Annotated in this window: 20 protein-coding genes and 2 tRNA genes; 3 read left to right on the plus strand and 19 right to left on the minus strand. The window is 45.0% G+C overall.

Annotated elements, in window-relative coordinates:
* Window positions 1-60: 60 nt before the first annotated feature.
* From rimI to ubiT, 4 genes are all read right to left on the minus strand, one after another.
* The gene (rimI, locus tag AACT18_RS02985) at window positions 61-507 is read right to left on the minus strand and encodes a ribosomal protein S18-alanine N-acetyltransferase (RefSeq protein WP_017043258.1); all 447 of its coding nucleotides are present in this window, start codon (window positions 505-507) and stop codon (window positions 61-63) included.
* A gap of 4 nt (window positions 508-511) precedes the next feature.
* The gene (locus AACT18_RS02990) at window positions 512-916 is read right to left on the minus strand and encodes a DNA polymerase III subunit psi (protein ID WP_094125062.1); all 405 of its coding nucleotides are present in this window, start codon (window positions 914-916) and stop codon (window positions 512-514) included.
* A gap of 261 nt (window positions 917-1,177) precedes the next feature.
* Window positions 1,178-1,681, minus strand: coding sequence for a GNAT family N-acetyltransferase (locus AACT18_RS02995; protein ID WP_094125063.1), 504 nt, complete (start codon window positions 1,679-1,681; stop codon window positions 1,178-1,180).
* Entirely contained in the window at window positions 1,665-2,192 is a 528-nt protein-coding gene (ubiT, locus tag AACT18_RS03000; protein ID WP_010318913.1) for a ubiquinone anaerobic biosynthesis accessory factor UbiT, read from the minus strand. The genes AACT18_RS02995 and ubiT overlap by 17 nt, the downstream gene beginning before the upstream one ends.
* A 196-nt stretch (window positions 2,193-2,388) precedes the next feature.
* On the opposite strand from ubiT, the gene AACT18_RS03005 reads away from it, so the two are divergent.
* From AACT18_RS03005 to AACT18_RS03015, 3 genes are all read left to right on the plus strand, one after another.
* A complete protein-coding gene (locus AACT18_RS03005) occupies window positions 2,389-4,437 on the plus strand; it encodes a bifunctional diguanylate cyclase/phosphodiesterase (RefSeq protein WP_026027438.1) in 2,049 nt (682 codons plus the stop codon).
* A 101-nt stretch (window positions 4,438-4,538) separates the two neighbouring features.
* Window positions 4,539-5,552: a ubiquinone anaerobic biosynthesis protein UbiU gene (gene ubiU, locus AACT18_RS03010; RefSeq protein WP_094143198.1), complete on the plus strand. Its 1,014-nt coding sequence runs from the start codon at window positions 4,539-4,541 to the stop codon at window positions 5,550-5,552.
* Window positions 5,553-5,568: 16 nt separating this feature from the next.
* Window positions 5,569-6,447, plus strand: coding sequence for a U32 family peptidase (locus AACT18_RS03015; protein WP_094124591.1), 879 nt, complete (start codon window positions 5,569-5,571; stop codon window positions 6,445-6,447).
* 37 nt (window positions 6,448-6,484) lie between these two features.
* Here AACT18_RS03015 and AACT18_RS03020 read toward each other — a convergent pair whose 3' ends face one another.
* The 15 genes from AACT18_RS03020 to folP form a co-directional block, all read right to left on the minus strand.
* A complete protein-coding gene (locus AACT18_RS03020) occupies window positions 6,485-7,825 on the minus strand; it encodes an MATE family efflux transporter (protein ID WP_141138021.1) in 1,341 nt (446 codons plus the stop codon).
* A gap of 40 nt (window positions 7,826-7,865) precedes the next feature.
* A complete protein-coding gene (locus AACT18_RS03025; protein ID WP_010318918.1) occupies window positions 7,866-8,276 on the minus strand; it encodes a MarR family winged helix-turn-helix transcriptional regulator in 411 nt (136 codons plus the stop codon).
* A 119-nt stretch (window positions 8,277-8,395) separates the two neighbouring features.
* On the minus strand, window positions 8,396-9,316 hold the full coding sequence (gene nlpI, locus AACT18_RS03030) for a lipoprotein NlpI (protein ID WP_176428310.1): 921 nt from the start codon (window positions 9,314-9,316) through the stop codon (window positions 8,396-8,398).
* 152 nt (window positions 9,317-9,468) lie between these two features.
* A complete protein-coding gene (gene pnp, locus AACT18_RS03035; RefSeq protein WP_019282746.1) occupies window positions 9,469-11,595 on the minus strand; it encodes a polyribonucleotide nucleotidyltransferase in 2,127 nt (708 codons plus the stop codon).
* A 316-nt stretch (window positions 11,596-11,911) separates the two neighbouring features.
* Window positions 11,912-12,181 (minus strand): 30S ribosomal protein S15, encoded by a 270-nt coding sequence (gene rpsO, locus AACT18_RS03040; RefSeq protein ID WP_010318921.1) that lies wholly within the window; start codon window positions 12,179-12,181, stop codon window positions 11,912-11,914.
* 109 nt (window positions 12,182-12,290) lie between these two features.
* Window positions 12,291-13,241, minus strand: coding sequence for a tRNA pseudouridine(55) synthase TruB (truB, locus tag AACT18_RS03045; protein ID WP_013857615.1), 951 nt, complete (start codon window positions 13,239-13,241; stop codon window positions 12,291-12,293).
* Window positions 13,242-13,658 (minus strand): 30S ribosome-binding factor RbfA, encoded by a 417-nt coding sequence (rbfA, locus tag AACT18_RS03050; RefSeq protein ID WP_094124560.1) that lies wholly within the window; start codon window positions 13,656-13,658, stop codon window positions 13,242-13,244.
* A gap of 105 nt (window positions 13,659-13,763) precedes the next feature.
* Window positions 13,764-16,478, minus strand: a complete 2,715-nt coding sequence (infB, locus tag AACT18_RS03055) for a translation initiation factor IF-2 (protein WP_017043248.1) — start codon at window positions 16,476-16,478, stop codon at window positions 13,764-13,766.
* A gap of 24 nt (window positions 16,479-16,502) precedes the next feature.
* Entirely contained in the window at window positions 16,503-17,990 is a 1,488-nt protein-coding gene (nusA, locus tag AACT18_RS03060) for a transcription termination factor NusA (RefSeq protein ID WP_013857618.1), read from the minus strand.
* Window positions 17,991-18,026: 36 nt separating this feature from the next.
* Window positions 18,027-18,482 (minus strand): ribosome maturation factor RimP, encoded by a 456-nt coding sequence (rimP, locus tag AACT18_RS03065; protein ID WP_013857619.1) that lies wholly within the window; start codon window positions 18,480-18,482, stop codon window positions 18,027-18,029.
* A gap of 210 nt (window positions 18,483-18,692) precedes the next feature.
* Window positions 18,693-18,769, minus strand: a tRNA-Met gene (locus AACT18_RS03070).
* A gap of 54 nt (window positions 18,770-18,823) precedes the next feature.
* Window positions 18,824-18,907: transfer RNA gene (locus AACT18_RS03075), tRNA-Leu, on the minus strand.
* A gap of 26 nt (window positions 18,908-18,933) precedes the next feature.
* The gene (secG, locus tag AACT18_RS03080; RefSeq protein WP_010318534.1) at window positions 18,934-19,269 is read right to left on the minus strand and encodes a preprotein translocase subunit SecG; all 336 of its coding nucleotides are present in this window, start codon (window positions 19,267-19,269) and stop codon (window positions 18,934-18,936) included.
* Between the two features lie 263 nt (window positions 19,270-19,532).
* Window positions 19,533-20,873, minus strand: coding sequence for a phosphoglucosamine mutase (gene glmM, locus AACT18_RS03085; protein ID WP_017045391.1), 1,341 nt, complete (start codon window positions 20,871-20,873; stop codon window positions 19,533-19,535).
* 22 nt (window positions 20,874-20,895) lie between these two features.
* The gene (gene folP / locus AACT18_RS03090; protein WP_094144262.1) at window positions 20,896-21,726 is read right to left on the minus strand and encodes a dihydropteroate synthase; all 831 of its coding nucleotides are present in this window, start codon (window positions 21,724-21,726) and stop codon (window positions 20,896-20,898) included.
* Window positions 21,727-21,764 lie beyond the last annotated feature (38 nt).

Raw genomic sequence — 21,764 nt, forward strand, 5'->3', positions numbered from 1 at the left:
CGAGACGCCTAACAATGGAAAAAATCAGAGTTTGCAAACGATCCGCAGATGGAAAATAAGCTACAGAAAATAGTAGCTCATGATGATCGCATCTTCTGATCCTTTCGGAGTGGGATAATAGTTCACTCGACGATCGAGCTCATTAAAACCCAGCGATTCGTACAAGCTATAAGCGCGGATGTTACTTTCGCGAACTTCAAGCCACGCACTTTCAGCTTGCGCTTTTTCACAGTAAGTTAAGAAAAACTCCATCAACAATTTTCCGTAACCCTTACCTTGCTGCTGCGGATCGACAGCGATATTCAACAAGGTCACCTCTCCAACAATATTCTGTGCATAGAAATAACCGACAACTTTGCCATCAACCAACATAGCATGGTGGAATGCACCACGACTCGCCAAGTCGCGTACGAGTGATTCAGCCCAAGGGTAACTGTGAGCTTGCTGCTCAATGGACCAAATAGCATCAAGATAAGGAAGTGATAAAGGCACAACATCAATATTCATGGTTTTATGACTCATAAGAACAAATTTGCTGCCACAACGCCCGGCGCAGCTCGGTATTGCCATCTATCTCAACTAGCGGCGGTGACGTTAACACTTTCTGGGCCAACGAGCTTTCTTTCTTTTCACAGCCTGAAAACCACACCCATTCAATGCTGGAGCCTGTTAGTTGGATAAGAGAGTGAGGCTCAAGATGACACGCCTGACTGATTTCGAGCCCCATACTCTTCAATACTCTTGAAAACAGCAATAGAGCACCTTGTTGCGGGTATTGGGGGGAAACGAGCAATAAACGGCACGTGCTCGGCAGCGTCACCGGATCAGGTTGATAGCCAGCCAGCCGCTGTGGATGGATAAGCTCCCAACGCTGGATGCCCATTTCTTGTAAATATTGATTTTCGTGATGTGACATCTGTTTATGACCTCATTGAACATCGCAATCCTAACAAATCAGCGCCAAGACAGAAACCGTTAATCATCCAATGCCCCAAGAGCTATGCCCAAACAACTTGAAGTTGCAGGTAGGTGGCAAGTGAATTCATCCCCATGAGCCTAGATAAACGAGGTGATTGGGGTGAGCGAACGTAGCCAACACCACGGTAGCTTCAAATGAGAAGGGCATAAAAGTAAACAGGGAGCACTGGGCTCCCTGTTAAGAATAGAAATACGGTGATTAAAGATCGTTGAACTCTGGGCAATACTCAATTAAACCAGTTCGTCCGTTCAATTCGCCGTCGACTAATGCAACGATCTGAAACGCGCCAGCTGGAACATCCCAACGACAACGAAAATCAGATTTCGCCGCCTCTTTAAAGCCAAAGCGTTGATAATAATCCGGGTCACCCAAAACCACACAAGCTGGATAATCGAACTCAGCCAAACAGATTAACCCCTCTTTTACCAACGAGGCGGCGACACCTTGATTTCGCCACTCTTTTTTCACGGCCAACGGTGCAAGCCCTTGCCAATTTAAGTCTTCACCATTGAGTAATACTGGGCTAAACATCACATGACCAACGACTTCGCCGTCATCATCACAGGCCACTAAAGAGAGCGTCAAATGGCTGTTTTCCCTTAATGTCATGACCAAATTAGCTTCAGCATCTGTCTCAAAGGCTGATTTTAATAAGCGGTCAATCGCTAAGATATCCGCTGGCGCTTCAGTTCGAATAAGCATTCATTACCTCATTTTGTGTCACTGGCGATTGTACGCCCTTATGCACAAAATCTGCTAGCTGATTTATTAACATCTGGAACGGTTTTGGTAAAAGCTCTAGGTCAACACTGTCCATCAGGTTCTTCACCTCTAACCCCAGTTCGGTATCCCCTTCAATGGAGAGTCGACGTTGAAAGAACAGCGTATCAGGATCTTCTTTTCGACCAGCAATCAACACCATATCATTTAGGTTACCGCTAAAGCTGACATCTTCCACTTCCGTCTTATCAGACACAACAAGTTGTTCCGCTTGATAGCTGATATACCAATTCAAATTCAAATCGCGAATTGAAACCTTTAACCATTTCCCATCAAGAAATTCAAAGTCACCTTCTTGCAAAGCCTCATGAAATATAGTTTTCAACCCTTCTAGCAAGGCTTTTTTTTGTACAACTTGCGGTAAGAAGTGGACTGGGGATCGCAAAATTGAAGCGGCGTTTTGAACTAGTTGAGTACGAATCTTGTGAATCACGAGCGTTATCCGTTACTTTGTAATGCAATAGTACCTAATCATAATGGATGTGGGGGTGCAAATTCCTGTGATGCATCAAAAAACGTACATTGTTTGAGAACCTTTTCTAGCTTAGTAATCAAAGTTATAGTTAATGTGTTACTTACGTTGTAACATCCTCATGAATATAAGTGCTCTGGAGAGTGGTAGTAGCTTGATGCCTTCGCAACATTTACAACATTGGTTTGCAAAAATCACGTCGAACAGTCCGTTCTTTTTTGCCATCTTGAACGACCAACATAACTATGTGATGGTCAATGAACGTTATTGTGATATTGCAGGGCTGAGCACAACCGAATTGGTTGGAATGAATGACTCACAAATTCTGGGTGAGCATTTCTACCGCCATCTCAAACCTTATTATGAACGGGCATTTCAAGGAGAAACGCTTGAGACCGAACTGACTCTTCACGAGATCGATTTAGAAACGAGTTTGCATTTCTCTTTATCACCTATCATGGGTGATAAAAAAGTCGAAAATATTGTGTTTCACGCGATCGACACCTCCGAAAAACAGATCCTCATTCGCTCATTAGAAGAGTCGGAAAATAAGTTTTCAACCTTGACTAGCTTGCTTCCCGATGGATTGTTGCTGGTCGATGACGACTGCATTATCTCTGCTAACCCCGCATCGGCTCGTTTACTCGGTTTTGAAAATACCTCAGAGCTTCTTGGTGAAGAGTTATCGCGCTTGTTTGTCGATGAAAAAAGTAAAACCGTATTCAGCTCTCCACTTAGTTTATTACTCGCAGGGGCACCGTTGGTCTGCCTCACTGGGCCAAAGTGTGGCTTTGAACGTAAAGTTCAACTGCACGCTGGAGCCACCGTCGTGCTGGGCAACAGCTCACAACTGATTTTGATTCAAGATGCAGAAGATGCACCTAAGCAGTTGTCTTCGACTATGCATGCCGATATCCACATTGACTCGCTGACTAACTTGTATAACCGTTTTGGTTTCACTAAACGTTTAGAACAGTTCATTCAAAATGAAACCCCCCTTGTGATGCTCTATTTAGACATTGATAACTTCAAAAACATCAATGACTCTTTAGGCCATCATATTGGCGATAAAGTCATTAAAGAGGTCTCAGCACGGCTGAAACGTTTACTACCGCAACAAGCGATTGTGGGCCACCTTGGCGGCGATGAATTTGGACTAATACTGCCTGATCCTGAAAATAGTCGCGCCGCTGAAATGTTGGCTGAACGCATCATTTCTTTGATTAACCAACCGTTTGATCTGCACCATTTCAGTAAACGCTTAGCCTGCTCCATAGGTAGTGTCGCCTACCCTGGTGACGGTAGCGATGCACGCGTATTGTTGCAAAACGCCGATACGGCGATGTATGAAGCCAAAGATCGTGGTAGAAACCGTCTGATTAAGTTCAACGATCAAATGAACAAAGAAGCGCGCATGCGTTTATGGCTTGAAATTGAACTACAAAAAGCGCTGCAACAAAATGGCCTTGAAGTCTGGTATCAACCGAAAGTGAATGCTCGCGACTTCAGCATCAATGGTGCGGAAGCTTTAGTGCGCTGGAAACACCCTGTGGAAGGGTATATCAACCCGGGCGCTTTTATCCCTGTCGCGGAAAAAGCTGGGCTGATTGAACATTTAGGCCGAGTGGTGATGCGTGATGTCTTCTCGACCGTAAAACGCTGGAAGCTGCAAGGTATTTTACCAGGTCGCGTGGCGATCAATTTATCGCCAGAACAGTTTTGTAACCCGAAGTTGATTGATTATATGGAAAAACTGCTTCGCACCACGGAGCTTGATCCAAACTGCATCACATTTGAACTGACCGAAAGTGCCGTCATGAGCGACAGCGAACACACCTTGCAAATGTTGAACGCGATCAAAAAACTGGGCTTTTCTCTGTCCATTGACGACTTTGGTACGGGGTATTCCTCGCTCTCTTACCTCGCTCGCTTCCCGATTGATGAACTTAAAATTGACCGCGCTTTCATAACGGATATCGACACACTTCCTAAACAAATCACCGTCATTGAAAACATCATCAATTTAGGAAAATCACTCAACTTAACGGTCGTTGCCGAAGGTGTGGAAACTCAACAACAAGCCACTCTGCTCTCTAATCTCAACTGTAACTCAATTCAAGGTTTCCATTTTTATCGGCCACAACCGAGGCAGGAAGTAGAAGAGTTATTCGTTCAAAATCGTCGTCATCGTTCTACTCCCAAATAAGTAAATCTCGTTTATTCGCCCCAAACCTGCCTTACATCAAATTTGCTATTCATAATGCTTCATAAAATACCACTACTTTCCCTTAGATATCGTACGGATCAATGGAACTTTTATGTCCTGCAGGTAACCTGCCTGCTCTAAAAACAGCGATCGATTGTGGTGCAGATGCGGTTTATATCGGCTTCAAAGATGATACTAATGCTCGCCACTTTGCTGGCCTTAATTTCGCAGGTAAGAAGTTAGATAAAGCGGTGCAATATGTTCATGATCACCATAAAAAAATTCATGTCGCGTTAAATACCTTCGCCCACCCTAATGGCTTCGAGCGTTGGACTCACGCCGTCGATAATGCCGCCAGTTTAGGCGTGGATGCGTTGATCATCGCCGATATCGCGGTATTGGATTATGCCACTAACCGATATCCAGATCTGGAACTGCATCTTTCTGTGCAAGCCTCCGCCACCAACGTCGCCGCTATCGAGTTTTATAAACAAAATTTCAATATAAAACGAGTGGTGTTACCACGAGTGCTATCAATCCATCAAGTCAAACAGCTCTCACGTAATATGATGAGTGACGTCGAGCTTGAAGTATTTGCCTTTGGCAGCTTATGTATTATGTCTGAAGGGCGCTGTTATCTCTCTTCCTATATGACGGGAGAATCACCCAATACTGTCGGAGCCTGTTCGCCCGCGAAGTACGTCCGCTGGCAAGAAACGGACTCAGGTTTGGAATCTCGCTTAAACGAAATTTTGATTGATAAATACGCAGCCGGAGAAAATGCAGGCTACCCAACCTTGTGCAAAGGTCGTTTTGAAGCGCAGATCGATGGGCAACCTAAACGCTACCACGCACTGGAAGAACCAACCAGTTTAAATACGTTATCACTATTACCAGAACTGTTTGCAGCCAACGTTGCTTCCGTCAAAATTGAAGGTCGCCAACGTAGCCCTGCATATGTGGAGCAAGTGACTAAAACCTGGCGAGCGGCGATTGATCGCTACCAAGCAAATCCACAAGCCTACCAAGTAGAAACGGCTTGGAATACCGCCTTAGCCAACGTTTCTGAAGGCACGCAAACGACACTCGGCGCGTACCATCGCCAATGGCAATAAGAGAATGGAGAAGAGAATGAAATATGCGCTGGGTCCTTTACTCTATTTCTGGCCCAAACAAGAGGTAGAAAGTTTTTATCAACAGGCAATCAATAGCCCTACTGATGTGATCTATTTGGGTGAATCGGTCTGCTCCAAGCGACGTGAGATAAAACCACAACACTGGTTTGAGATCGCCAAAGCGCTTTCACAAGCGGGTAAACAGGTTGTGATCTCAACCATGGCGCTACTGGAAGCACCGAGCGAAATCAATGTGATGAAAAAGTATATTGAGAATGGCGATTTTGCGATTGAAGCCAATGACGTTTCGGCGATTCAACTCGCCAGTGAAAAACGCCTTCCTTTTGTGGTTGGGCCCGCCGTGAATGCTTACAACGCGCGCACACTGCAACTGTTCCTAAAGCAAGGGATGATCCGTTGGTGCATGCCTGTTGAACTCTCCCGTGATTGGCTAATCAATGTATTGCAACAATGTGATGAGCTTGGTATCAAAAACCAGTTTGAAGTAGAAGTTTTTAGCCACGGATACCTGCCACTGGCTTACTCCGCACGCTGCTTTACCGCACGGGCTGAAAATCGCGCGAAGGATGAATGTGAGACTTGCTGTATCAAGTATCCAACCGGAATTCAGGTTCACAGCCAAGAAGGCCAAGCGGTATTTAACCTCAACGGTATCCAAACCCAGTCGGGCTATTGCTATAACCTTGCTAATGATTTGCCAAGTATGGCGGGATTGGTCGATGTCGTTCGTTTAAGCCCACTAGGTCTTGAGACATTCGAACATCTGTCGCAGTTCAAGGCCAATGAAAAAGGAGAACATCCCTCCCCTTTAACCAATCACCAATGTAACGGCTATTGGCACCAATTACCGGGCCTAGCAATTCAACAAAGCTGAGCGTAGCCTCCCCCTAGAGAAAAAGGGGAGGCTCTTGTTAAGCGAACACGGTTTGCTTCGCGTTATCACAAGGTAGTGCACGCAAATCTCGCCACAACATCAAACCTACCACCAAACTTAACGCAATATTGGAAATGGGGAAGGCAATCCACACACCAGTCACACCATATAACTTAGGTAACAAATACAAGAACGGTAGTTGGATCGCCATATTACCAATGGTGACAAACATCGCTTTACTGCCGCGATTGGTCGCTTGATAAAAGGCGGCGGCGACAACTAAAAATCCATCCAAAAACAACGCAAACATATGCAGTTTTAAGCCCAGTACAGCGCTTGCCATCAATTGCGGGTCAGTTGAATTGAAGACCGCAACAACCTGAGTGGAAAACAAGTTCAGCAGCACCACAAAACCCAGCCCGCCAAGCACGGCAATGCTCATTGCAATTTTGAGCAGTTTTCTAATATGAAGATAGTTTTTGGCACCATAATTGAAGCTAACTAACGGCTGCATACCATTCGCGATGCCCTCTGCCGTTAAGTAATAAACCGTGACGATATAGCCTAATATCGCGTATGCCCCAACAAGTACTGCGCTGCCATAGTGAGCAAATAGGCTGTTGTGCACCGCCACCATCATCGAACCGTAGGCATACATAAAAAAGCTTGAAGTACCAATCGCAACAATCTTAGGTAACAACGACCATTGCACCCTCATCACCGAGAGTGACAGCTGCAACTTGGCTCGCGTCGAAAAGAAATAGCCTATACCTAATACAGTCACACTTAATTGTGCGAGTGCCGTTGCTATGGCGGCACCAGTAAGTTCCCAATGTAAAACGGCAATAAACAGATAATCAAAGAGAATATTGATTATCGCACCACTCACCATCAGTAATGTGGCTAAATTAGGGCTGTCGTCGTTTCGTAACAAGAAAGGCATCGCAATAGAGCCAAGCGTAAAGACACAAGCGATCACTAATACCTGCAAATATTGCAAGCCAAGTTCGTAGACTCGTCCTTCAACGCCTTGCCACGCAATGAAATCGTCCGCAAGAAACCATAGAATTGTCGCCACCACGGGAGCTAGCATCACAAGCAACAATAGACCAGTAGCAAGCACTTGCTTAGCTGCCGCCATGTTCCCTTCACCTTGCTTGATCGAAGCCAGAGCACCAGTTCCAACGCCCACCAACATGCCAAGCCCTAAAATAAAGCCAATAATAGGCCACGCAACGTTAATGCCCGCCAATCCCTCAGCACCAACATAATGACCAATAAAAATACCATCCACCACTTGATACAAGCCATTGACTAACATAGCTGCCACGGTCGGAATGGTATAGCGCCAAAATTGGCGGTAAATTGAATTTTGCATAACAGACACCATAGTTAGCAAGGCTAACTATATAAGTAAATTAAAGTAATACTTTGGATAACAACATATTAAAACACAGTGCTTCTTCTTCCGAGAGATGCTTAGTCACTTGCTCTGCGACAACAGCGTACACTTTCGCTTCATCCGCTAAATGCTCACGCGCAGTATCGGTGAGAGAAACTCGGTAAGAACGCGCATCATCTTGGCATTGTGCCGTCTGAACTAACCCTTTATTTTTAAGCCTTTTAACCATATTTGATACCGATGGTTTACTCACTTCCATCTCATTGGCTAAATCAGTTAAGCGCAGTGGCAAAGAAGAGCTTTGAATCACTTTAAGGTAATCATATTCATTAAAGCTCAATTGTGAAATGGGATCAGCTTTGCTATACCGACGCCAGATTTTTGCACTAAAACGCTCTAATTTTTCTAAGTTAGCTTCTAGTTTCACTGTTTTTCAAATTAAAATGGTTATCAAGGCTAACTATTTTATGGATCTTTAGCTCGTTAAGCAACAAAAAAGCCGCTGAAAAAGTCAGCGGCTTTAAAGAAAAGGATATAATAAGGTACTTATTGCTGAGACTCTGGCTGCTCAGCTTTCGCCTTAGCTAAATAGTCGGCTCTTACTTGCTGGAAAATTTTCCCCAATTCAAGATAAGCGTATCGATGCTCAACATATTCGTAGACGTTAAATGACAACGCAAGCTTGTACAAGGCGATAGCGTGCGCGTAATTTCCCTCTTGTTGGTAACGCTTAGCGAGATAAAAATAGACCTCAGTTAAACGCTGTGCTTGTATCGCATTACCGCTGCCTTCTTCTAAGATCATCTTAAAAGCTTGCTCTTCCGATATCTCTTTAAGCGTTAACGCAACCAAGAGCCATCCCCATTGATCATCTCGAACTTGATAGCGATTGAAGAGATCCACACGTGCCTGCAAAGGCTCGCTTTCACTTTGAATAATATATAGCCACAATGCACGGAAGGGATCGCTAGGATCATGTTGATAATGTGCGCGAATCTCTTCTAACGCAAGTTCTGTACGGTCGCCGTAATAAAGTGCGATGGCTCTGTTACGCTCAGCGTAAAAATTGTCAGGTTCAAGTTCTAATGTCGAATCAAATGCCTCATAAGCGGCATCAAACTCTGCAACTTGCGTGTAATACACGCCTAATAAATTAAAGATATCAGGCTGCGCCGGGTTAAGCGCGAGCGACTGCTCAAAATCTAAACGTGCTAAAGTGCGTAGCCCAACACTGTCATAGTTGTTACCACGCTCATAAAACATTTTGGCCCGCACATCATCAGGCAGATCAGTACGTTGTAGCAGTTGCGTCAAACGCGCTATCTGAACTTGTTGCTGTAATGAAGACTGCAATGGCACTGCCATCGGAGGGTATACCCATTGACTTTGATTGTCATTTTGAGTTGACGCGCAGCCCGACATTATCAGTATCAAAGTACTCAATGCGGCCGTTGGAAACCATTTCACAAATAAAACTCCTGTGTACCCCAAAGCCCAAGATAAGTGGGTGTATCGCATTAATCTAGGCATGAAAAAGGGAGCGAATAACGCTCCCTTTATATCATGCTTTATGTTGAAAAGGCGACTAAAGCGCCGTGCCTCTCAAGCTTAAAGTGGCCTTATTCAGCCGTTGGTGCTGCAACAACTTCTTCAGCTGGTTTCTCTACCGCTTCTTTCATGCTTAGACGAACACGGCCTTGGCGGTCGATTTCAAGTACTTTAACTTGAACTTCTTGGCCTTCTTTCAAGTAATCAGACACTTTCTCGATGCGTTGATCCGCGATTTGAGAAATGTGTACCAGACCATCTTTACCAGGAAGAATGTTAACGAACGCGCCAAAATCAGCCAGACGAGCGACCTTACCAGTATAGATAGCGCCGACTTCAACTTCAGCCGTGATCTCTTCAATGCGACGAATCGCTTCTTTAGCTTGAGCGCTATCGGTTGCCGCAATCTTGATTGTACCGTCATCTTCGATTTCGATGGTTGTGCCCGTCTCTTCAGTTAGAGCACGGATCACAGCACCACCTTTACCGATCACGTCTTTGATTTTCTCAGAGCTGATCTTCATGGTGTAAATGCGCGGTGCAAATTCAGAAATCTCAGCACGAGCACCAGAGATCGCTTGATCCATCACAGAAAGGATATGCTTACGTGCACCTTGTGCTTGGTTTAGCGCAATTTGCATGATCTCTTTGGTGATACCTTCGATCTTAATGTCCATTTGCAGTGCAGTGATACCTTGGTTAGTACCCGCTACTTTAAAGTCCATGTCACCTAGGTGATCTTCATCACCAAGAATGTCAGAAAGAACAACGAAATCATCGCCTTCTTTAACAAGACCCATTGCAATACCTGCAACTGAAGACTTGATTGGTACACCTGCATCCATCAGAGCAAGAGAAGTACCACATACCGAAGCCATTGAAGATGAACCGTTAGATTCTGTGATTTCTGATACTACACGAACTGTGTATGGGAACTCTTCCACTGAAGGCATAACGGCAGCGATACCACGCTTAGCCAGTTTACCGTGGCCGATTTCACGACGCTTAGGAGAGCCTACAAAACCAGTTTCACCCACACAGTATGGAGGGAAGTTGTAGTGTAGTAGGAAGTTATCTTTACGCTCACCTGTTAGCTCATCGATGATTTGAGCATCACGCTGAGTACCAAGAGTAGCGGTTACGATTGCCTGAGTTTCACCACGAGTAAATAGTGCAGAACCGTGAGTACGAGGAAGAATACCAGTGCGTACGTCTAGCGCACGAACCATGTCTTTTTCACGACCGTCAATACGTGGGTTGCCAGCAATAATGCTACGACGTACAACCGTCTTCTCTAGATCGTGGAAGATAGTGTGGATTTCTTTCGCATTTGCTTCAGGATCTTCAGCAAGAATTACTTTGTTTACTTCAGTAGCAATTTCATGAATACGGTCGTAACGAGCCATTTTTTCAGTGATTTTGTAAGCTTCAACAAGCTTAGCTTCTGCTAGTTCAGCGATCTTGCTGTTAAGTACTGTGTTCTCTTGAGGAGCAACCCAATCCCAAGCTGGAGTGGCAACTTCAGCAGCAAATTCATTGATCGCTTTAATCACAGCTTGTTGTTGGTCGTGGCCGTAAACAACCGCTGCTAGCATTTCTTCTTCAGTTAGGTTATCCGCTTCTGACTCAACCATCAGTACCGCGTTGTCTGTACCTGCAACCACAAGATCAAGACGAGATACAGCAAGCTCGGTCATGCTTGGGTTAAGCACTAATTGACCATCAATGTGACCCACGCGCGCCGCGCCAATAGGACCATTGAATGGAATACCAGAGATAGCAAGTGCTGCTGAAGTACCAATCATAGTCACGATATCAGGTTGAACGTCTGGGTTTACAGACATCACTGTCGCGATGACTTGAACTTCATTTTTAAATGCATTAGGGAAAAGAGGACGAATTGGGCGGTCAATCAGACGCGCAGTCAAAGTTTCGCCTTCTGATGGACGACCTTCACGCTTGAAGAAGCCACCTGGAATTTTACCCGCTGCGTAAGTACGCTCTTGGTAGTTAACAGTAAGAGGGAAGAAGTCTTGACCTTCTACTGCTTCTTTTTTACCAACAACAGAAACGAATACCGCGGTATCGTTCATAGTGACCATAACAGCCGATGTAGCTTGGCGTGCGATAACGCCGGTTTCTAGAGTGACGGTATGATTACCGTATTGGAATGATTTCACTACTGGTTTATCAAACATTGTTTATCCTTGCTCTAGAGTTGCCTCTAGATTGAATGAAATAACACTCAAGACATTACGAATCGCGACTAGTAAAAATAGGCTCTATATCACGGGAAACAAAGCGTTGGGCTTGCCGCTCCCACTGGTATCTGAACGCTACTTTTAATAGCCGCGACCTGCTGGCCGACTTCGGTGACTGTAATGCTATGAGTATGAAGCGTTAAAGTACATACAACACACTTTAACGGCGGGTAGTATAGCGACTTAGGAGAGATTGTGCCAAATTTAGATAACAAAAAAGGGGCTAAAAGCCCCTTTTCTGAACAAACTGATCTTAGCGACGTAGCTCAAGACGTTTGATTAGGTCTTGGTAACGACCTAAATCTTTACCTTTTAGGTAGTCTAGAAGCTTACGACGGCTTGAAACCATGCGTAGTAGACCACGACGGCTGTGGTGATCGCCTTTGTGAGTTTTGAAGTGACCTTGTAGGTGGTTGATAGAAGCAGTTAGTAGTGCTACTTGTACTTCTGGTGAACCAGTGTCGCCTTCGCCACGTGCGTATTCAGCAACGATTGCCGCTTTAGTTTCTGCATTCAGAGACATAATGCTCTCCTAATAAGAGTAAGTTTAAAGGTGTAGCAGCCAATCTCTGATTCAGCCGCTACGCGAAGCCGGGATTATAGGGAAATCCCCAACGTTAAGCAATAGCTATTTAAAGCGACTCTTCGTCTCTAAAAACGACCAATCGCTTAGGCGCAACACGACCATCTTGGTCAATTTCACCCACACCGATAAAGAGTTTCTCTTCACCCATGGTCATGCGCACTGTGCCATCAAGTGGCACACCCAACACTTGCACTGGTTGGCCATGTTGTACCATGTCTGCCAACTCAGGAATAAGGTTAACTTCCGGCAAATCTTGCACCGCACTGTCCATTGGCATCAATAACGAGTCCAACACATTTTTCGGTGCGACATCATCACGCAGCGCCTGTTGCAGCAATGCATCAAGTTGCTCTAAAGTCACCATCTTCTCATATGGGTACTTCGCGACCGCAGTACGACGCAGCATGGTCACATGTGCGCCACAACCAAGCATTTCACCTAAGTCATCCACGATAGTGCGGATATACGTGCCTTTCGAACAGTGCACATCCATTTCAACTTCATCACCTTCGAAACGAATCAATTCAATATCATAGACAGTGATTTTTCGAGATTCGCGCGGAATATCAATGCCTTCACGAGCGTATTCATATAGAGGACGGCCTTGATATTTCAGTGCAGAAAACATTGACGGAATTTGGTCGGTTTCACCACGAAAACGCTCGATGCACTCTCGCAGGGTATTTAATTGCACATTGACAGGGCGTGTTTCCACTACCTCTCCGTCTGAATCAGAGGTATTGGTTCGCTCACCCAGTTTTGCAATGACTCGATAACGCTTATCTGAATCAAGTAAAAACTGAGAGAATTTTGTCGCTTCACCAAGGCAAATAGGCAACATTCCTGTTGCCAAAGGATCGAGCGCGCCAGTGTGTCCGGCTTTTTCTGCAAAATAAATACGTTTTACTTTTTGTAAGGCATCATTCGAGGAGATACCCGTTGGCTTATCCAGTAAAATTACCCCGTTGATTGGGCGACCTTTACGACGACGAGCCATCTATTCATTCCCTTCTTCAGCAGGCGCTTCATCTTCACGTCCTGCATCTTTCTGTCTGCGCTTATCATTGCTGACCACTTCAGTCACCAAGTTGGACATGCGCATACCTTCAACCAAAGTATTGTCATAAGTGAAGCGAATTTCTGGTGTCAAACGTAAGCGAATACGTTTGCCAAGCATCATGCGGATATGAACTTCATGCTCTTTTAACGCAGCTAAGCAGCTTTCTGGGGTCTGCTCACCAACGCATAGAAACGTCACAAACACTTTTGCATAAGCAAGGTCACGTGACACTTCGACTTCTGAAATAGTCACCATACCTAAGCGTGAGTCACGGACTTCACGTTGTATGATCATGGCGAGTTCTTTTTGCAGCTGTTGGGATACGCGCTGCGTGCGGCTAAATTCTTTTGACATATCTTTTCTCACATATAGAAAGAATGGGGGGATGGTTCAACCCAGCCCCCCATGGTGTATTCAACAACCGATTACTGTCTATTTCAATACAGCAACGTCAGTCAATTAATCCAGTGTACGTTTAATTTCCACTGTTTCGAAGACTTCGATTTGGTCACCAACGCGAACATCATTGTAGTTCTTAACGCCGATACCACATTCGTAGCCATTCTTCACTTCTTGCACGTCATCTTTAAAGCGACGTAGCGACTCAAGCTCACCTTCGTAGATAACCACGTTATCACGTAGAACACGGATAGGGCTATTACGTTTGATAACGCCTTCAGTCACCATACAACCAGCAACTGCACCTAGTTTAGGTGATTTAAATACTTCACGAACCTGAGCAAGACCAATGATCTCTTGCTTAAACTCTGGTGCTAGCATGCCGCTCATGGCCGCTTTTACTTCATCAATCAATTGATAAATGATTGAGTAGTAACGTAGGTCTAAGTTTTCAGATTCGATAGTACGACGAGCTGATGCATCAGCACGAACGTTAAAGCCAAGTACGATAGCGTTAGAAGCTGCTGCAAGTACTGCGTCAGTTTCTGTGATACCACCCACACCAGAACCCACAATGTTCACTTTCACTTCATCAGTTGAAAGGTTACGCAGTGAATCAGCAATGGCTTCAACCGAACCTTGAACGTCTGCTTTTAGTACCACGTTCAGTTCAGCCACTTCACCCGCTGTCATGTTAGAGAACATGTTTTCGAGCTTAGATTTCTGCTGACGTGCAAGCTTCACATCACGGAATTTACCTTGACGATAATTTGCTACTTCACGTGCTTTACGCTCATCACGTACCACTGTTGCTTCATCACCGGCAGCTGGAACACCAGACAAACCTAGAATTTCAACAGGAATTGATGGGCCCGCTTCCGTAACTTCGTTACCAGTTTCGTCGCGCATCGCACGAACACGGCCATATTCTTGACCACATAGTACGATGTCGCCTTTGCGTAGTGTTCCTGATTGAACAAGAACAGTTGCCACAGGGCCACGGCCTTTATCAAGACGAGACTCAACTACCACACCAGACGCCATACCATCTTTAACAGCATGAAGCTCAAGAACTTCAGCTTGAAGTAGGATAGCTTCTAGTAGGCCATCAATATTAGTTCCCTGTTTCGCAGAGATGTGAACAAACATGTTCTCACCGCCCCACTCTTCAGGAATGATGTTGTGTTGAGCAAGCTCATTTTTCACGCCATCTGGGTTCGCGCCATCTTTATCAATTTTGTTCACTGCAACGATAAGTGGTACATTCGCCGCTTTCGCATGTTGAATCGCTTCAACCGTTTGTGGCATCACGCCATCATCTGCTGCAACAACCAATACAACGATATCTGTCGCTTGAGCACCACGAGCACGCATTGAAGTAAACGCAGCGTGTCCAGGAGTATCAAGGAAGGTGATCATACCGTTTGGTGTTTCAACGTGGTAAGCACCAATGTGCTGAGTAATACCACCGGCCTCGCCTGATGCAACGTGTGTGCGACGGATGTAATCAAGTGTTGATGTCTTACCGTGGTCAACGTGACCCATGATGGTCACAACTGGCGCACGAGGCACTGCTTCAAACTTGTTATCACGGTCAGAAAGGATCGCTTCTTCCAGTTCATTCTCTTTGCGGATGAGAACTTTATGACCCATTTCTTCAGCGACTAATTGCGCGGTTTCTTGGTCGATCACTTGGTTGATGGTTGCCATTGCGCCCATCTTCATCATCACTTTGATAACTTCAGTTGCTTTCACTGACATTTTGTTTGCCAGTTCAGAAAGAACAATCGTTTCACCGATCACAACATCTTGCTTAGCGACAACCGCTGTTTTATCAAAACCATGTTGCATCGATGCAGGTTTAGCCATACGACCTTTACGAGCTTTGCCTCGGCGCGTACCGCGCTCTTGCTTATCATCCTGAGATGAGATTTTGCTCTTATTAGCTTTCGTAGATTTACGGCTAGCACCTTCTTCACGGCGATCTGCTTCATCTTCGGCTTCACGTGCATACGTTGAAGTCGTAACATGGTAATCTGTATTTTCTTCCATACTACCCTTTTTCTCTTCTTCAGCAGACCAACGCTCTTTATTCTTCTCAGCCAATTCACGTGCTATTTCTAGCTGGCGCTGACTTTCCTCTTCAGCTTTACGTAATGCTTCGGCTTCTTGACGACGTTTAAGCTCTTCGGCTTCTTTTCGCGCTGCTTCTTGCTTCATTTTATTTTCAGCAGAAAGTTCTGGTTTCACTGCAGAACGTTTTGCTTTCTCATCCGCGTTAGCTGTTGCATTCGTTTGTGCTTCAACCTTCGCTTTCTCTTGTGCCTCACGCTTCGCTTTTTCTTCGGCTTCACGCTTTGCTTTTTCTTCGGCTTCGCGCTCTGCTTTTGCTTGTGCTTCACGCGCTGCTAATTCTTGTGCTTCACGTTGCGCGGCTTCTTCCGCTTCACGTGTTGCTTCATCGTCTACTGCACTGCGCTTAACGTAGGTACGTTTTTTACGCACTTCAACTTGAACATTCTTACTTTTGCCGCCGCCGGCATTGACGCTCAATGTGCTGCGTGTTTTTCGCTGCAACGTCAAACGAGTCGGCTCTGAGTCACCAGTGGTATCACCGTGCTCTTTTCTAAGATGTGACAGTAGCTTATGCTTTTCATCATCAGAAACGTTATCAGAACTCGTTTTGTTCATGCCTGCATCAGCAAGTTGTTCTAACAAGCGGTCAACTGGCGTACCAATTTCTTCACTCAGTGCTTTAACTGTAAGTTGTGTCATGCCGCTCTCTCCCCTTGCTGAGAATTATTCTTCTTCGCTAAACCAACAAATATTGCGCGCTGCCATGATCAATTGACCTGCGCGTTCTTCTGTTAGACCTTCAATATTTTCGAGGTCATCAATACCTTGGTCAGCAAGATCTTCTAATGTGACTATGCCTTTCGCTGCGAGTTTAAAGGCCATTTCACGCTCTAAACCTTCTAGTGCGAGCAGATCTTCTGCTGGCTCTAGCCCTTCAAAAGACTCTTCTTGTGCTAGCGCAATCGTGGTCAACGCATTCTTCGCGCGAGTACGCAATGCTTCGATGATATCTTCATCTAGGCCGTCAACTTCAAGTAGCTCAGCAACTGGCACATAAGCCACTTCTTCAAGCGTTGAGAAGCCTTCTTCAACCAATAACTCAGCGAAGTCTTGCTCGATATCGAGGTACTTCATGAAGTTTTCAATAGAAGCCATCGATTCTTCTTGATGTTTTTTCTGTAGATCAGCAACCGTCATAACATTCAATTCCCAACCAGTCAGTTGAGAAGCGAGACGTACGTTTTGACCATTACGACCGATTGCTTGCGCTAGGTTATCCGCTTCAACAGCAATATCAATTGAGTGCGTATCTTCATCCATGATGATCGATGCAACATCTGCTGGTGCCATTGCATTGATAACAAATTGAGCTGGGTTATCATCCCAAAGAACGATATCAATGCGCTCACCGCCGAGCTCACTCGATACGGCTTGAACACGTGCTCCACGCATACCGACACACGCGCCCACAGGGTCAATGCGTTTGTCATTGGTTTTGACTGCAATTTTCGCACGTGAACCCGGATCACGAGCCGCGGCTTTCAATTCAATCAGCTCTTCACCGATTTCTGGCACTTCTACACGGAATAGCTCAGCGAGCATTTCTGGTTTTGAACGAGTAATGAAGAGTTGGAATCCGCGCGCTTCAGGGCGTACAGCATATAGCAGACCACGAACTCGGTCACCTGGACGAAAGTTTTCACGCGGTAGCTGGTCATCACGTAAAATAACCGCTTCAGCGTTATTACCTAAATCCAGAATAACCGAATCACGGTTTACTTTCTTAACAACGCCAGTAACCAACTCACCTTCGTTATCAATAAACTGTTCGACGATTTGCGCACGTTCAGCTTCACGCACTTTTTGTACGATAACTTGTTTTGCTGTTTGTGTTGTAATACGGTCAAAGGTCACTGATTCAATTTGATCTTCAATATATTGACCAAGTTCAGCTGTTTCGTCATCGTATTTAGCTGCATCGTATGAAATTTCTTTTGTTGGATGTTCAACATTTTCAACGATTAACCAACGGCGAAAAGTTTCAAACTCACCCGTTTTACGGTCGATAGCAACACGTACATCGACTTCAATTTCATGTTTCTTCTTTGTTGATGTGGCAAGCGCAGTTTCAAGCGCCTCAAAAATACGCTCACGAGGTACGGCCTTCTCGTTCGAAACCGCCTCAACTACCGCTAAAATTTCTTTACTCATTTAATCTAGCCTCTTAAGCTCTTTTCTCTAGGAGAACTAAAATTTAGGGATCAGGTTAGCTTTAGAAATATTGCTTAGCGCAAATAGTTCTTCTTTCCCATCAACGCTAATTGCAACGGTTTCACCATCAATAGAATGGATAATTCCTTTCCATTTGCGACGGTTGCCGACACCCATTTTCAAAACGATGCTGACTTCGTGACCAATAAACTGTTCATAATGCGCTGCTTTAAAAAGTGGTCTCTCTAAACCTGGTGAAGAAACTTCTAGGTTGTAAGCCACAGAAATTGGATCTTCAACATCGAGCACAGCACTCACTTGATGGCTCACTTCTGCGCAATCATCAACGTTAATACCGTTTTCATGATCAATATAGATGCGTAATGTTGAGTGCTCTCCGGCACGAATAAATTCTAATCCAACTAACTCATAACCTGATGCCGCTACTGGAGCGTCAAGCATTTCAGTAAGTTGTCTTTCTAAACCAGTCATTTAAACCACTCCAGAAACAAAAAAAGGGCACAGAGCCCAATTTAAATTCCAAGCAACTATCTGAAAATCTCGTACTTGAGAAACTCAGATAACAAAAAACCCCGATTAGTCGGGGTTTTTTGTTGCTGGACCCTGATGATTGAGAATCTAAATTCTCAATTGCAGTGAGGTTGACACTGCACAAACTTGCATCCAAAACCCAAAAAGAATTGGTTGCGGGGGCCGGATTTGAACCGACGACCTTCGGGTTATGAGCCCGACGAGCTACCAAGCTGCTCCACCCCGCGTCCGACTTGCGAGCATTATACGCTCTATCAAGTGATTTACAAGTTTGTAAATAATGGTGCCGAGAGAGGGACTCGAACCCTCACACCTAAGGCGCTAGCACCTCATGCTAGTGTGTCTACCAATTTCACCATCTCGGCAATTATTTGTACTTATCTAAGATAAGTTATTGCGGGATTTCGTCACCAGATTTTACTGGAACGTCACTCGCTGTATCCGTAGTTTGCTCAATCACTTGACCTTTAGTTGGGTCAATCCATTGTGATTCAGTTTTATGCGTAGACAAATTGCCCAATGCCAAACTAAGAATGAAGAATACGGTTGCAAAAATTGCAGTCATTCGGGTTAGGAAATTTCCTGAGCCACTAGCACCAAACACAGTGTTTGACGCGCCAGCACCGAAAGAGGCTCCCATATCTGCGCCTTTACCTTGTTGAATTAACACTAGGCCAATGATACCAAGCGCTGCCAACAGGTAAATCACAAGTAGAACTGTAAACATTACTTCCACCTATGTTCCAAATAGTTGAGCCAGCGCCGTTCTTATCAACTGACTTGAACAAGGCTAGCGACCTCCTCAACGAAGGCGGACGCAATACTAACGAATGCATCCCATGCTGACAAGGAGTATTTTATAAAAAAATGGAGTTTATGCTTCAAGCGGTTAAAAAAAGGGCAACGACACCCTATGTGTACAGCTAACCATAAGATTTCAAGCCAAATTACGGTCATGAAATCCTAGGTTAACTCATATTATTTGTCTGGTTAGCAATTATCTTTAACCGCTTGCGCTATCTTTAATGCTGAATTTTTTACTAGCTCAGCATCTTCCCCTTCCACCATCACGCGCAATAAAGGTTCAGTACCTGATTTACGCAAGAGCACTCGACCTTGGCTACCAAGTTCCGCTTCTACGGCAGCTACTGCCGCTTTTACCGCTTCGGCTTCTAATGGGTTGGAATCACCACTAAAACGTACGTTTTCTAAAACCTGCGGGTAAAGCGTCATGCCTTTAGCCAGTTCATTGAGCGACATTTCACTGCCCACAACGGAAGCAAGAACTTGCAACGCCGCAACAATCGCATCACCCGTAGTCACTTTGTCTAGCAGTATGATGTGCCCTGAATTTTCTGCGCCAATTTTCCAACCTTTTGCCAGCAATTTTTCCATCACATAACGGTCACCAACCGCCGCTCGCACAAAAGGGATACCTAACTGCTTTAAGCCGTTTTCCATACCAAGGTTTGTCATTAGCGTTCCAACAACACCACCTTTTAATTCTCCACGTCTCAGGGCATCACGGGCGATGATATAGGCAATTTGATCTCCATCCACTTTATTGCCAAGCTCATCAACCATAATTAAGCGATCGCCATCACCATCAAATGCCAGTCCTAAATCTGCTTTTTCTGCCACAACGCGCTGTTGCAACGCACGGACATCCGTTGCTCCAACTTCGTCATTAATATTCAGACCATCTGGCTCAACCCCCATTGCTATCACTTCAGCGCCAAGTTCCTTAAAGACATTAGGCGCGATGTGATAGGTGGCACCATGAGCACAGTCAACGACGATTTTCAGCTTTGATAAATTCCATTGCGATGGAAAGGTACTTTTACAAAACTCGATATACCGCCCTGCAGCGTCGACCATACGTGAAGCCTTACCAAGTTCGGCAGACTCGACACACTCAATCGGTTTATCCAATTCAGCTTCGATCTCCAATTCAATTTCATCAGGTAATTTAGTCCCTTCGGATGAGAAGAATTTGATGCCGTTATCGTAATAAGGGTTATGCGACGCTGAGATAACGATCCCCGCTTCTGCACGAAAGGTTTGAGTCAGGTAAGCAACAGCTGGCGTCGGCATAGGTCCGGTAAAAATCGCCTTTAATCCTGCAGCGGCTAAGCCCGCTTCTAGAGCCGACTCAAGCATATAACCTGAAATACGCGTATCTTTACCAATAATGACTTTTTTCGTGCCTTGTTTTGCCAATACACGTCCAGCCGCCCAGCCAAGTTTTAATACGAAATCGGGAGTGATAGGATACTGTCCAACTTTACCGCGGACACCATCTGTACCAAAGTAACGTCTTTTGTCAGACATGATTTTTCCTTAATTATTATTGTTAACTATTTTGAATAATGGTTTGTACTATTTTCATTGCTTCAATGGTTTCGTTCACATCATGGACACGAATAATCTGTGCACCTTTCATTGCAGCTACAGCTGCACAGGTAACGCTCGCCACCATACATTCAGCTGGTTTTTTATTGAGTAGTTTAAAAATCATTGACTTACGAGACATTCCAGCCAATATCGGCAAACCTAGCTGATGAAATGCGTCTAGATGTGCAAGCAGATAATAATTATGCTCAATGGTTTTGCCAAATCCAAAACCGGGGTCGAGGATAATATTTGCACGCGCGATCCCCGCGCGCTCGCACGCTGCGACTCGATCTTCTAGAAAGAGCTTAACATCCGCTAACACATCTTGGTAATGTGGACTGGTTTGCATCGTTCGTGGCTGGCCTTGCATATGCATGATACAGACAGGCACTTGTGCTTTAGCCGCAACCTCTAATGCCCCCGGCTCTTGCAGTGCACGAACATCATTAATCAAGTCAGCACCAGCCTCAACCGCCTGACGCATCACTTCAGCTTTACTGGTGTCAATTGAAATCCAGACGTCATACTTTGCACGAATAGCTTTAATAATAGGAATAACACGAGATAATTCGTCATCGAGAGTCACTTCTGGAGCCCCCGGCCGAGTTGACTCCCCTCCAATATCAATAATGCTGACACCTGCGGCAATCATTGTATCGGCATGCTCTAGTGCCAAATCTAGCGCGTTAAATTTTCCACCATCGGAAAATGAATCCGGAGTCATGTTCAAGATACCCATGACATGAGGACGATCGAGGATAAGTGTCTTTGTTGGGGTTTGAATCTTCATTTTGCTCTAAAACACAAAAACCCCGAGAAAGCTCGGGG

This window comes from Vibrio sp. V04_P4A5T148 (assembly GCF_963875605.1).
GTDB classification, from domain to species: domain Bacteria; phylum Pseudomonadota; class Gammaproteobacteria; order Enterobacterales; family Vibrionaceae; genus Vibrio; species Vibrio anguillarum.